Source organism: Enterococcus sp. DIV2371 (assembly GCF_050498525.1).
GTDB classification, from domain to species: domain Bacteria; phylum Bacillota; class Bacilli; order Lactobacillales; family Enterococcaceae; genus Enterococcus_B; species Enterococcus_B mangumiae.
In genome coordinates, this window is the sequence record NZ_JBIPAJ010000001.1 from 174,197 (window position 1) to 187,681 (window position 13,485).

The 13,485-nt window shown below is 38.3% G+C and carries 12 protein-coding genes and 1 pseudogene; 10 read left to right on the top strand and 3 right to left on the bottom strand.

All coding sequences use genetic code 11. The features are described 5' to 3' along the window. Positions 1 to 153 precede the first annotated feature (153 nt). From IGL24_RS00865 to IGL24_RS00910, 10 genes and pseudogenes are all read left to right on the top strand, one after another. Positions 154 to 605: pseudogene (locus tag IGL24_RS00865) on the top strand (MerR family transcriptional regulator). Further along, positions 568 to 1,704 carry an RNA-guided endonuclease InsQ/TnpB family protein gene (locus tag IGL24_RS00870; RefSeq protein WP_207699274.1) on the top strand — a complete coding sequence of 379 codons (1,137 nt, stop codon included), beginning with the start codon at positions 568 to 570 and terminating at the stop codon, positions 1,702 to 1,704. Before IGL24_RS00865 ends, IGL24_RS00870 begins: the two are co-directional and overlap by 38 nt. A gap of 200 nt (positions 1,705 to 1,904) precedes the next feature. Further along, positions 1,905 to 2,507, top strand: a complete 603-nt coding sequence (gene ruvA, locus IGL24_RS00875) for a Holliday junction branch migration protein RuvA (RefSeq protein ID WP_207699273.1) — start codon at positions 1,905 to 1,907, stop codon at positions 2,505 to 2,507. 12 nt (positions 2,508 to 2,519) lie between these two features. After that, positions 2,520 to 3,521, top strand: coding sequence for a Holliday junction branch migration DNA helicase RuvB (gene ruvB, locus IGL24_RS00880; RefSeq protein ID WP_104871807.1), 1,002 nt, complete (start codon positions 2,520 to 2,522; stop codon positions 3,519 to 3,521). 48 nt (positions 3,522 to 3,569) lie between these two features. Beyond that, on the top strand, positions 3,570 to 4,172 hold the full coding sequence (locus tag IGL24_RS00885) for a TetR/AcrR family transcriptional regulator (protein WP_242542668.1): 603 nt from the start codon (positions 3,570 to 3,572) through the stop codon (positions 4,170 to 4,172). Positions 4,173 to 4,218: 46 nt separating this feature from the next. Beyond that, entirely contained in the window at positions 4,219 to 4,689 is a 471-nt protein-coding gene (locus IGL24_RS00890; RefSeq protein WP_207699272.1) for a low molecular weight protein-tyrosine-phosphatase, read from the top strand. A gap of 131 nt (positions 4,690 to 4,820) precedes the next feature. Then, positions 4,821 to 5,195 carry a hypothetical protein gene (locus IGL24_RS00895; protein WP_206854454.1) on the top strand — a complete coding sequence of 125 codons (375 nt, stop codon included), beginning with the start codon at positions 4,821 to 4,823 and terminating at the stop codon, positions 5,193 to 5,195. 132 nt (positions 5,196 to 5,327) lie between these two features. Continuing rightward, the gene (locus tag IGL24_RS00900) at positions 5,328 to 6,170 is read left to right on the top strand and encodes a MurR/RpiR family transcriptional regulator (protein WP_429968372.1); all 843 of its coding nucleotides are present in this window, start codon (positions 5,328 to 5,330) and stop codon (positions 6,168 to 6,170) included. 109 nt (positions 6,171 to 6,279) lie between these two features. After that, entirely contained in the window at positions 6,280 to 7,545 is a 1,266-nt protein-coding gene (locus tag IGL24_RS00905; RefSeq protein WP_206854450.1) for a PTS sugar transporter subunit IIC, read from the top strand. 37 nt (positions 7,546 to 7,582) lie between these two features. Further along, positions 7,583 to 9,022 carry a glycoside hydrolase family 1 protein gene (locus tag IGL24_RS00910; protein ID WP_207699271.1) on the top strand — a complete coding sequence of 480 codons (1,440 nt, stop codon included), beginning with the start codon at positions 7,583 to 7,585 and terminating at the stop codon, positions 9,020 to 9,022. A 258-nt stretch (positions 9,023 to 9,280) separates the two neighbouring features. On the opposite strand, the gene brnQ is transcribed toward IGL24_RS00910, so the two are convergent. The 3 genes from brnQ to IGL24_RS00925 all read right to left on the bottom strand — a co-directional run bounded on the left by brnQ (position 9,281) and on the right by IGL24_RS00925 (position 13,365). Then, positions 9,281 to 10,645, bottom strand: coding sequence for a branched-chain amino acid transport system II carrier protein (gene brnQ, locus IGL24_RS00915; protein WP_207114873.1), 1,365 nt, complete (start codon positions 10,643 to 10,645; stop codon positions 9,281 to 9,283). 371 nt (positions 10,646 to 11,016) lie between these two features. Continuing rightward, the gene (locus tag IGL24_RS00920; RefSeq protein WP_206854444.1) at positions 11,017 to 11,757 is read right to left on the bottom strand and encodes an amino acid ABC transporter ATP-binding protein; all 741 of its coding nucleotides are present in this window, start codon (positions 11,755 to 11,757) and stop codon (positions 11,017 to 11,019) included. 12 nt (positions 11,758 to 11,769) lie between these two features. After that, a complete protein-coding gene (locus IGL24_RS00925; RefSeq protein WP_207699270.1) occupies positions 11,770 to 13,365 on the bottom strand; it encodes an ABC transporter permease subunit in 1,596 nt (531 codons plus the stop codon). Between the last annotated feature and the right edge of the window lie 120 nt (positions 13,366 to 13,485).

A 13,485-nucleotide genomic window follows, 5' to 3' on the forward strand; every position in this document is an offset into this window, starting at 1 on the left:
ACGTATGTGTGCGAAAGAAAGAGGGTAACAACAGTTAATTAGTATCTATAATGATCTATAAATCTGTAGTCTTTATTATCGATATGTAGGATGCTCATATTGGGGTAAAAAACGATGGCTATGTACTCAATAGGATAATTTGAAAAACAGAGAATCGTAACATCACAAACCTTAAGAAACTGGGATAAATAAGGTGAATTGACACCTGCTCATATTTCGCAAGGTGGTACTCGTTATTATTCTGAAGAACAACGAAATCAATTTTTAGGAATTGCTGAAAGAAACCTAAGCGAAAAATTATTGGCTATTGTAGAGGAAGTTCAAACAAAAAGATGACTTAGAACGTCAGATTGAGAATGTAAAAACTTACATGATTGCGCGAGGATATCCGAAGGGTTAAATCAGTTGATCGATTGAATGACCAACGGAGAAATAGAAAAGGTAGTCATTCTATACAAAGACCGGTTCATTCGTTTCGAGTATGAGCTTATTGATAACCTTTGCAATAAATATGGCAGGGAAATCGAGCAAATAAAGCGAAGAAAATGATTAAGGAATTGATGAAAGATGATACGAGCCAAAAAAGTCAGACTACGACCAACTAAAGAGCAAGAAAAAAAACTGTGGCAATCAAGCGGGACAGCTCGCTGGATATTTAACTGGACACTAAAGATGCAAGAAATGAATCATCGATTTGGCGGAAAATTTATCGTCAACAATCATTTACGAAAGCATATTACTAAAATCAAAAAGCGTCCTAAGTATGCTTGGCTGAACGATGTTTCCAATAACATTGCGAAACAGGCAGTAAAAGATGCTTGCGATGCCTATAAAAAATGGTTTGGTGGTAGGATAGGAAAAAGTCGTTTAAAGGTTGAAAAGCCACGGTTCAAGTTAAGAAAGAAGACGAAACCAGCTTTTTATAATGACAACATCAAGCTGAAAGTGAAAACAAAATCAGTTTTACTTGAAAAAATCGGTTGGGTAAAAACCAACGAACAAATCCCAAGGAATACAAAGTATTTTAATCCACGAGTTAGTTTTGATGGAAAGTATTGGTATCTTTCAGTTGGAATTGATAAAGAGCAACCATTAAAGCACTTAACAGGTGAGACACTGGGGATTGACCTTGGTATCAAAGACTTAGCGACTGTTTCTAATGGAAGAGTCTACAAAAATATTAATAAAACAAAAAAAGTGAAAAAGATTGAGAAACGACTACGTCGGTTACAGCGTACAGTTTCTCGAAAATATGAAATGAATAAGGAGGGAAACCGATTTGTCAAAACGTGTAACATCTATAAATTAGAAAAGGAAATCCGGTATATACATCGAAGACTAGCGAATATTCGTCAGAACTACATCCATCAAACAACGACAGAGATCGTGAAAACCAAGCCATCGAAAATCGTTGTCGAGATATTGAATGTAAGAGGAATGATGAAGAATAAGCATCTAGCGAAATCAGTCGCACAACAAAAGTTCTATGAGTTCAAACGCCAACTACAGTATAAATGTGAAGATTACGGCATTGAATTAGTAGAAGCGGATCGATTCTATCCAAGCTCCAAACTATGCCATGAATGTGGGCATAAGAAAGTAGATTTGAAATTGTCTGACCGCACCTATCATTGTGAAGAATGCGGTTATACAGCGGATAGAGATTATCTTGCAAGTTTAAATTTAGCTAGTTATATTGCTTGATCGATGAGCTTCTACTGAAACGAAAAACGTAGATATGTAGGATTCGTTGTATCCGAATTGACGCCTGTGGAGTGTTAGAACAAACGAGAGTAGCGAGCAATGGGCAAAATCGGGCACGTAGAAACAGGAAACAAACATCAATCTGACAACTATTATAGTTGGTTATAGATATTTATAGATTTTTGGCAACGGAAATTTCAATGTATGAATATCTAAGAGGCATCGTGACTTTTATCAGTCCGTATTATATCGTGATAGAAACGCAAGGAATAGGCTATCAGATTGCGTTAGGCAACCCTTATCGGTATAGCAGTAAGTTAGATAAAGAAGTAAAGATCTATATTCATCAAGTCATTCGTGAAGATGCACATTTGCTGTACGGATTTGATTCGCTTGAAGAAAAACAATTGTTTTTACGATTAGTCAGTGTATCAGGCATCGGTCCTAAAAGTGCATTAGCGATCATGGCAAGCGAAGACCATTCTGGCTTGATCCAAGCAGTGGAGACCGGCGATGTGACTTATTTGACGAAGTTCCCTGGTGTAGGTAAAAAAACCGCCCAACAAATGATCTTGGATTTAAAAGGTAAGTTCGGCGAATTGAGTATCGACACACCATTTACTTTATTTGACGAAGTAACTGAGCAAGATGCAAGTGCCTTATCAGAGGCAATGGAAGCTTTATCGGCTCTTGGCTACAGTGACCGTGAAATCAAACGTGTGGAAAAACAACTCAAAGAAATCGATAATCAAACAACGGATGAATATTTAAGACAAGCATTGAAATTGATGATGAAAAAGTAAGGAGGACGCTTGATGACAGATGAACATCTTCTCTCACCAGAACCCGGTGAGAATGAATTAAGTTTAGAAAAATCTTTACGCCCTCAATTACTTGCCCAATACATCGGTCAACATAAAGTAAAACAAGAATTAAGTATCTATATCGAAGCTGCTCGTAATCGAGAAGAGCCGTTAGATCATGTTTTGTTATATGGTCCTCCAGGATTAGGGAAAACAACGATGGCTATGGTCATTGCCAACGAGATGCAAGTAAATATCCGTACGACGAGTGGTCCAGCAATCGAACGACCTGGAGATCTAGTGGCGATTTTAAATGAGCTAGAAGCAGGGGATGTCTTGTTTATCGATGAGATCCATCGCTTACCTCGTGTGGCAGAAGAAATGCTTTATTCAGCAATGGAAGATTTCTATGTAGATATCATGGTAGGGCAAGGGCCGACCGCTCACCCCGTTCATTTCCCGTTACCACCGTTCACTTTGATCGGTGCAACGACTCGCGCAGGGATGCTCTCTGCCCCTTTACGTGACCGTTTCGGGATCATTTCGCATATGGAATACTATGAAGAAGAAGACCTAAGAGAAATTGTTTTACGATCTGCTGATATTTTTCAAACAGAGATCATTACAGAAGGTGCATTAGAAATCGCGCGCCGTTCTCGTGGGACACCACGAATTGCTAACCGACTACTAAAACGAGTGCGTGATTTTGCTCAAGTACAAGGAGACGGAAAGATCGACCAATTGATTGCTGACCGTGCATTGACACTTTTACAGGTCGATCAAGCGGGATTGGATTATGTCGATCAAAAATTGTTGCGTACGATGATCGAGCTATATGGCGGCGGACCAGTAGGATTGAGTACATTATCTGTTAATATCGGAGAAGAACGTGAAACGGTCGAAGACATGTACGAACCTTTCTTGATCCAAAAGGGCTTTTTGAAACGTACCCCTCGTGGCCGGATCGCTACCGCTTATGCTTACGAACACTTTGGATATGACTACCAAGTGTAACCTTTTTTTCTATAATAAAGAGAAAATACTAGAAAATTGATTGAAGAGATGGGAGGGATCGATGTGGGAGATGCGTCACATACAAAACAAATGATCAAAAAAGTCTTGATGTCGCTGTGCGAAACACAACCTTTTCGTAAAATCAGTGTGCAACAGATCGCACAAGAAGCAGGCATCAATCGACAAACCTTTTACTATCATTTCACTGATAAGTATGATTTATTGCGTTGGGTCTACTATGAAGATTCGCTGCATTACCTAAAAACAGAATCACTTTCTCTCGACAATTGGGAAGAACAAGCATTGTTGATGTTAAAAGCCATTGCTGAAAATAAACCTTTCTATTCAAGTACCGTCAGTTCTGAACAGGAGATTCTACAAAAGCAATTTTCTGCGTTGATCCAGCCCTCATTTATCAAAATATTTGAGCAGATGGATGAAGAAAAGCAACTCACTTCGAAAGATAAACTATTTTATGCCCGCTTCTTCTCTTATGGCTGTAGTGGTGTCCTAGTCAACTGGATCACACAAGGCTATACAGAAACACCTTTAGAAGTAGCGATGCAATTCTTTCGTTTAGCCAAAGATACCGAATTGTATTCGTATCGGTTGTATGCACTGGAAGAAGAAATGGAAACAAGAGACGAATGACCTTTTCATCGATTCCATCAAGTAGGAATAAAAAGGAGAGATTGCTATGACGAAAGTATTATTTGTTTGTTTGGGAAATATTTGTCGTTCACCCATGGCAGAAGGGTTATTAAAAAAGAAAGTGGCAGAAAAAGATTTGGCGGATTCCTTCGTCATTGATTCTGCTGCAACGAGTACCTATGAGGTAGGTAGTGCTCCTCATCCTGGTACCCAAGCTATATTGGCAAAAGAGCACGTGGATACGCGTCAGATGATTGCCCGCCAAGTACGTCGAGAAGACTTCCAGAATTTTGATTGGATCATTGGCATGGATCAATCAAATGTCGCTGATCTAAAGCAATTAGCGCCTATTGAGGCACAAGACAAAATCCAACTATTTTTGAGTCCGGTCATGGGCAAAGAAGCACAAAATGTCCCTGATCCATATTACACAAATAACTTTGAAGAAACCTATCGATTGATCAATGAAGGCTTGGAAAAATGGCTGGAATTATGGTTAGAAAACGATATAAAATAACGCTTGTGTTCTTTGGTTATTTTAACTAAAAGTTGGAATAAAATAAACTATATTCTTGTTTTTTTAAGAAAAATTAGATAAAATAGGAGTAATTAAGTAACATATTCTTAGCTAGGAGAGGAGTACATTCAATGGATGAAGAAACAGTATCACCAATGAAGAAACTGACAAAGTTAGTGACTAATACTTCGTTTCAACTTTTTGATTCATTTGTGAATGACACAGAAGAAAAAGCTGAGAATGTACGGTTACAAGGTGAGTTCATTCTCGAACTTCAGAAAGCTGCAGCTCAGAATAGTTTAGTGATCTTACAAGTACGCGTAAATCCTTTAAGCAATAAGTATGAAACATTTTCTGGTTGGGTAGCAACAAAAACTGTTGAAAATGATCGAGTGATGATTCGTTTGCAAAACAAAGAACAACAAATTCGAATCGTACCAATTGAACAAATCGAAAAAATCACCAGTCTTTCACCGACGGGAGATCAAGAGCGATTATCTAAATAAAATCTTTTGTCAGATTTGTAATTAACTACTGAACAATTGAATCATGATATAAGAATCAATCTAGGTTATACTTAGATTGATTTTTTTATATATTATATGAAAGAGCAATAATCGCTTGAAAGTTTGGAGTAAATGAATGAAAGCGTTTTTTTGTTAGGGTGGATGAAAGTGAAAACAATAAGTCAGGTATATATTCGATTAAACGAACATCTCTTTAAATGTAAAAAGTATGATTTGAATTTCTTGATCACTAAGGTACTCATCGAGCGAATTGATGAATTTCCTAATATATATATTGAAGAAATTGCTTATGCGGCGCAGACAACACCAGCTAGTATCACTAAGTTTTGTAAGAAACTCGGATACACTAGCTTTAAGGAGATGCGTTGTGATTTAGATAATTACTTTATCCAAGAGTATGATTTATCCAGTAAGATACACGAAGGGATTTTATGTGGAATCGATACTAAAAGTGAACTTTCGGAAATGGTGGATCGTTTTTTGCAACATGAGTATACTGTCCAAAAAAATATCTTCGAACAATTTGATAGTGAGCAATGTATGCGAATTGCGGAAGAGATCAAACTAAAAAAAAGAGTCGCCATTTTAGGTAACAGTTACTCTTTTACAGTAGTTAATTTATTGAGGGAATTACTTAGTCAAATGGGTTATCTTGTTTTTGAAGTGAATCGAAACGCAGAGGATCAGTTGATCAAACAAGTACTACTAGAAACGGATGTATGTTTCATTATCAACCTTACGAGGGAATGGGTAGAGAAAAAAAGCTACTTGCTCCAAGATACTACTTGTAAAAAAATATTACTGACCTTCAGTGAAAGAGCTGATCAAAATAATTTATTTGAGGAGGTCGTTCTTTTTAAAGAGATTTCCCCTATGTTGGCTTCTAACTATTATTCGCAAAAAGTGCTGCATCTATGGATGATTTTTTTGATCATGAGCCTGAAAAAGGAGTAATAATAAAAGTCATTTTCCATTTTTGGAAAATGGCTTTTATTGTTTAATAGATAGAAACCGTTTACATTTAAATCAAGATATATCTTAGAAAATTTTGGAGGAACGAGTTATGGATAAGTTGATGGGATTTATTGAAACAAAAGTTATGCCCCCTATGATGAAACTTTCAAATCAACGTCATTTAAGTGCAGTACGCGATGGCCTTATCGCAACGATCCCAATTACTGTGATCGGATCGATTTTTTTATTGATTCCTTCTATCCCATGGCCGCAAGCTTATGTTGATTTTATGGGGAATCAACCTGATTTAGTTGCTAAATTGTATCTGCCATTTCATATGAGTATGGGATTACTATCGATTTATGCAACTTTCGGTATTGGGGCTCGCTTAGCACAAAGTTACCAGATGGACAGCTTGGCTGGTGGGATTTCTGCATTGTTCACTTTTTTTACAACGTTGAGTTTTACTTTTTTAGAAGAAGGAAGCTTTATTTCTACGCGATATCTTGGCGGAGAAGGCATGTTTTCTAGTATCTTGACAGCAATCTTAGCAGTTGAATGTATGAAGATCTGTAAAAAACATAATATTGGTTTCAAACTACCTGAACAAGTACCTACGAATGTCAGCAGTAGTTTCGAAGTGATTATTCCTGTATTTTTTTCTATGACGATCGTCTGGATCATTGTTCATTTACTTGGTTTTGATATCAACACTTTAGTTGCTGATGCGATTACACCGTTGTTAAGTGTTTCATCAAATTCTTTAGCTGCTCCATTGATTTATGTCACTTTAACATGTGTGATGTGGCTGTTTGGGATTCATCCGCAAATTTTAGCGACGATCATGTTGCCGATTTGGTTAGTCAATTCCGAAGCAAATATGGCGGCGGCTCAAGCAAGCGAAGCAATTCCGCATATTGGTGTGCAACCATTTATTTTTACATTTATCTGGATCGGCGGGGGCGGAGGAACGCTGGCGCTTTGTCTATTGATGTGTCTTTCTAAGTCTAAATTTTTAAAGAAATTAGGGCGGTTAAGTTTTATTCCAGGGTTCTTCAATATCAATGAACCACTATTATTTGGCTTACCAATCGTGCTTAATCCTGCTTTAGCGATTCCTTTTGCGTTAGCACCGATTATCACTACCTTTGTGACATACTTTGCTTTTATTTTTAATATAGTCCCAGGTATGGCCTATCCATTAGCTGCTGTGTGGACAGTTCCCAGCATATTTTCAGCAGTTATTGCAACAGCAAGTATTCGCGGAGCCATGTTAGTTTTGGTCAATTTTATCATTTATCTAGGGATCTACTATCCGTTCTTTAAAGCATATGAACGAAAGCTATTGATTGAAGAAGGGCAAGAAGAAGTATAAAAAAATCATAAAATAGATAAAAGTGAGAGGAAACGATATGAAAAAAAATACTAAGAGATTTCCTGATAATTTTTTTTGGGGCGGTGCTGTGGCAGCCAATCAACTTGAAGGTGCTTATTTAGAAGGCAACAAAGGTTGGAGTGTCGCAGATATCAATCGCTTTAGAGATGATATTGATATTAAAAAGAAAAGCAACAAAGAAATAACGACTGAAGATATTACATTTGCATTGAATGATACAGAAGGTCGCTATCCTAAACGTACAGGAATTGACTTTTATCATACATTTCGTGAAGATCTAGCATTGTTAGCAGAAACAGGAATGAACTCATTTCGAACGTCCATCAGTTGGGCTCGGATTTTCCCTAAAGGGGACGAAGAGGAACCGAATGAGGAAGGATTGCGTTTTTACGATGAGTTGATTGATTGTATTATTGAGAATGGAATGGAACCTTTGATTACGCTCTCTCATTATGAAATGCCGCTTCATTTAACTACAGAGTATAATGGCTGGTCTAACAGAAAATTGATCGATTTCTTTGTTCGATTCGCACGAGTGGTATTTGAGAGATATCAAGGGAAAGTCACTTATTGGATATTGGTCAATCAAATGAATCTTATTACACATGAATCATTCAATCACTTAGGAATTCCAGCAGATCGTGTAGAAAACTTGAAACAAGCAAAATATCAAGGAGTTCATAACGAGTTGGTGGCGTGTGCCCGAGCGATCAAAGAGGGAAAAGCGATCAATCCAGCGTTCCAAATCGGCATGATGTCTTATTATGGAAATGTATATCCAGCGACATGTCATCCATTAGATGTTTTAAGTGCATTGAAGATGAATCAAATGGAATATTTTTACTCAGATGTGCTTGTTCGTGGTGTGTACCCTAAATATGCTTACCGTTTCTTCGAAGAAAATGAGATCGATATCCAATTTGGAGCGACGGATGAGGCTGATTTTAGTCATACTGTTGATTTTGTTTCCTTCTCCTATTACTACACACGTGTGATTCATCATGAGCATTCTGATCAGGAAGAACCTGCTACACCAAATCCATATTTGGAGGCAAACGACTGGGGTTGGGCGATTGATCTGATTGGGTTACGAATTGCCTTGAATGAGTACTATGATCGCTACCAATTACCGCTTATGATTACAGAAAATGGCATGGGCTTCTATGAGACATTAAATGAAGACAATACGATCAATGATACCTATCGTATCGAATTTTTGAGAAAGCATATCGAACAGATGAAAGAAGCAATATATGACGGAGTAGAGCTTATTGGTTACTATCCATGGGGACCCATTGACTTGATCAGTTGTTCTTCGTCTGAAATGAGTAAGAGATATGGGTTTATCTATGTTGATCTTGACGACTGGGGGAATGGAACAGGTCAGCGATATAAAAAGGCAAGCTTTGATTGGTATAAACGAGTAACAACATCAAATGGAGAACTACTAGAATAAAAAGACTGCTCGAATTGTGGGGAGTGAAAAAGAATCGATCAGCAAGAAACATGCGTTGATTGGTTCTTTTTTGTCTGAATAAAAAAAGGACCTGCTAGCCGGGGAGCTAGCAGGAAAGGAGTTAAAAATGAAAAAGTGTTGTTAGGGTTGTTTGTTGGTATACTTATATATTAAAGGTGAGTTGTGAATATTTTGTGACGAAAGTTTACCAAAGTTGTTAATTTTTTTATACAAAAAGTTAAACTTCACTTTTTTATGTTAGTTTACGATCAAGTCAGAATTCTTTTCATTTTTGAAAAAACTCCAAAGTAACCCGATGACAAACCCGATCAATGCTGGTGTGATCCAGCCCATTCCTAATGAGAAGAATGGCAGGTAGGAATCAGCAAATGATAAGATACCTTTCACGATACTTGTTTGTTTGATTGAATCAGGGCAAGCGTTCAAGCCGTCTACGATGGAAGCAAGCAATGTGAAATAAGTCGTCATCCGATAAACAGAAGTGCGTTGCTTAAACAATGGACCGATCAATACAAGTAAAATCAAGGTCATTGCCAATGGATAAATAAACATCAAGACAGGTAAAGAGAACTGGATGATATTCGTCAACCCTACATTGGCAACTAAACATGCCAGTAAACTTGTTCCTGTAACAAAAAACAAATAGCTACGTTTAGGGAACAATTCAGTAAATGTTTCAGAGAATGCAGTGATCAAGCCAATGCCTGTTTTCAAACAAGCAAGGATCACAATAAACGCTAATAAAATACTACCGTAAGTGCCTAAATAGTGATCAGCGATCTGAGCAAGTGCAATACCGCCATTGGCACTCATCGGAAATGTTCCGAGGCTCATCGTTCCGACATAAGAAAGCAATGTATAAATGATTCCCATCAAAACAATACTGATTGCCCCTGATTTGATCGTATCTCTTGCGATATCAGAAGGCTTTGTGACACCCATGCCACGAATCGTCGTGACGATGATGATACCAAATGCCAATGCAGCTAATGCATCTAACGTATTATAGCCTTGCGTAAAACCTGTAAAGAATGCTTGGCTTTGATAATGAGGTTGTACAGGTGCTTCTGCAACTGAGCCAAGTGGATTGAGAAAAGCAAGTAATAGCAGGATACCTAGCAAGATCAAGAATGCAGGATTCAAAAACTTACCAACGTAATCTAAAATCTTTGTTGGACGTTTAGAGAACCACCAAGCAGCCAAAAAGAATAAGAAACTAAAAATAGCTAAAAACAATGTTTGATTTTCTGCTGGAATAAAAGGGGCTAAGCCAATTTCAAAAGAAGTAGTCGCTAAACGTGGCAAGGCGAAAAATGGCCCAATAACTAAATAAAGTAAGACAGTAAAAATAAGTGCATAGGTTTTATTGACACGTTGCGCCAATTCATAGACACCAGAGGTCTTTGAAACGCCGATCGCAATGACGCCTAAAAATGGTAAGCCGATCCCTGTAGCTAAAAAACCGAGATTTGCCCAGAAGATATCAGCGCCAGCTTCTTGTCCCATATGGACAGGGAATATAAGATTACCGGCACCAAAAAATAGTCCAAATAGCATGGAACCGATGAATAGATTTTCTTTGAATGATAATTTTTTTGACATAGAAAACTCCTTTACTTTTTGTATTTTGTTAAAAGTAACAAATTATGTGATGAATTGCAACAATTTTCTGAAAATTATCGAATTCTCTAGAATATTACTAGACACTAACGAAACGACTCCTAACCTTGTGAGAGAAAGAGATGGCGCGTTTTCGTCCGCTCAAAATAAAAGTTGTTGCCAACGCATCGATACTTTGAGATCAATGTTTTTCTCACACCCACATGTTACGCGAGTTGGTGACGGAGTTCAACCCATGGATTGAGAGTAAACAAAAACAACGCGTATAAAGAAAAAACGCAACTTTTTGAGTAGGTAGACCTTGCTCAAGAAAGTTGCGGCTAGTTGAATACTAAGGGTGATTTGAAGCTTGATTAGTTATTCAAAATACGTGACAAGAATTCTTTCGTACGTGTTTCTTTTGGATGAACGAAGATATCTTCAGGACTTCCTTCTTCTGCAATAACACCTTTATCCATGAAAATCACTCGGTCAGAAACCTCTTTTGCAAATTCCATTTCATGGGTCACGATGATCATTGTCAATCCTGTATGAGCTAGATCCTTGATCGTATTCAATACTTCACCGACCATTTCAGGGTCAAGTGCAGAGGTAGGCTCATCGAAGAGCATCACGTCAGGGTCCATAGATAATGCACGAGCGATCGCCACCCGTTGTTTTTGACCTCCGGATAGTTGAGAAGGTCGAGCCTCGATATATTGTTTCATACCGACTTTTTCTAAGTTTTCGATGGCCACTTTACGCGCATGTTCTTTTTCTCTTTTTAAGACAGTTGTTTGTCCAGACATACAATTTTCCAGGACATTCATATTGTTGAAAAGATTGAAGGATTGGAAAACCATACCGACGTTCGTTCGATATTTTGGTAAATTGTATTTAGGTTCTAAGACGTTTTCGTTGTTATAGATGATCGCGCCACCAGATGGTTTTTCTAGTAAATTGATGCAACGTAAGAACGTTGATTTACCTGAACCAGAGGAACCAATGATCGTTACGACTTCCCCTTTGTTGACGGTCATGCTAATATCTTTCAGCACTTCATTTTCGCCGAATTTTTTACTTAAATGATTGATTTCAATGATATTCTCACTCATAGGACTGCCTCCTTATTCCTGTAGGTTCGCATTGTTGACTTCTTCAATTTTCGTATACGCAGTAGGTCCATCGATTTTCTTCTCGATCACACGTAGGATTCTTGTGATCGTGAAAGTCATGATCAAGTAGATGATCCCGACGATCGTAAATGTTTGGAAGAATTGGAAGTTGGCACCAGATGCAGAGTTTCCTTGGAAGAATAGATCTGCTACACCGATAACACTTAATACTGCGGTGTCCTTGATATTGATAACAAACTCATTACCAGTAGCCGGTAAAATATTTCTCAACACTTGCGGAATCACTACTTTACGCATCGTTTGACTATGGGTCATACCGATAGCTTGAGCTGCTTCAAATTGACCGCCATCTACTGCAAAAATCCCACCACGTACGATTTCAGTCATGTACGCACCTGTATTGATCGAAACGATGAACAAAGCAGCAATCGTACGATCAAGAGAAATACCAAAGGCTAAAGCCAATCCATAGAAGATGACCATCGCTTGAACCATCATCGGTGTGCCACGAAAGACTTCGATATAAACAGATAATAAGAAGTTAGCTACTTTTTGGAAGAAGCGTGTCACTTTATTGTCAGCTTCAGGAATCGAACGAAAGACACCAATCAATAAACCTAATGTTGTTCCTACAACTGTACCGATCAACGCGATAAAGAGCGTTAAGCCAGCTCCGCGTAAGAACATATTGCCATATTGGTCCCAAATCGTTTTAAAGTCATGGAACAAGCCGGTTTCTTCTGCATCGCCATCCGTTGAAGCAGGTTGGTCTTCGATTGCTTGGTCCATGATGGCGATGCGATCATCATGCGAGATACCACTTAAGATTTGATTGACTTTTTGGAGATCAGGATCACCTTTACGCATGCCTACAGCTATTTGAACGTCTTCAGGATTTGTTTGGAAGCCATTTGCTTCGTCAAGTTCGAGCATTTTTAAATCGGGGTTGACGCTTGTTGCAGTCACGCCTTCAGGACGTTCACTGACATAACCGTCGATCATTCCAGAAGCAAGTGCTGTCCGCATTGCTGAAAAGTTATCCATTGCTTGTTGTTTATCCACTTCTGGGATTTGGTCGATCACGTTGTAGTGGAAAGTGTTCAATTGTGCGGTGATTTTTGCTCCAGAAAGATCTTCTAAGCTGGTTGCATTCGCAAATTTCCCGTCTTTTTGGACGACGATCACAAGTTCTGATTCATAATAAGGGTCAGTAAAGTCGATTTCTTTTTGGCGTTCTGCCGTTGGACTCATTCCGGCAATGATTGCGTCGATCTTTCCAGATTGAAGGGCAGGTGGTAAACCGTCCCATTTCGTTTGGACAATGACTAGTTCTTTGCCTAACCCTTCGGCTACTTTTTTGGCGATCTGTACATCGTATCCGCCGGCAAAACTGTTTTGTCCTTGAATTGGATAGGCATCATTTGCATCTGTTTGTTGTGACCAGTTAAAAGGTGCATAACCGGCTTCCATTCCAACACGGAATTGATCGCTCGGTGTTTTATCATCTGCATTGACCATAGTGGTCAAGCTAAAGATCGATAGAATAAACGTAAAGATTAGAGTGAGTGTAACTGAATTTTTTTTCATCTGTCTTCTCCTTTTTGTTTGTTCACGCACGTCGTCCTTCAGACATATGCTGATAAGACCAACGTTCGCTCAGCTTCTTTGGCTGATAACCAAAGTGCCTTGACACGAGTGGTCGAATAC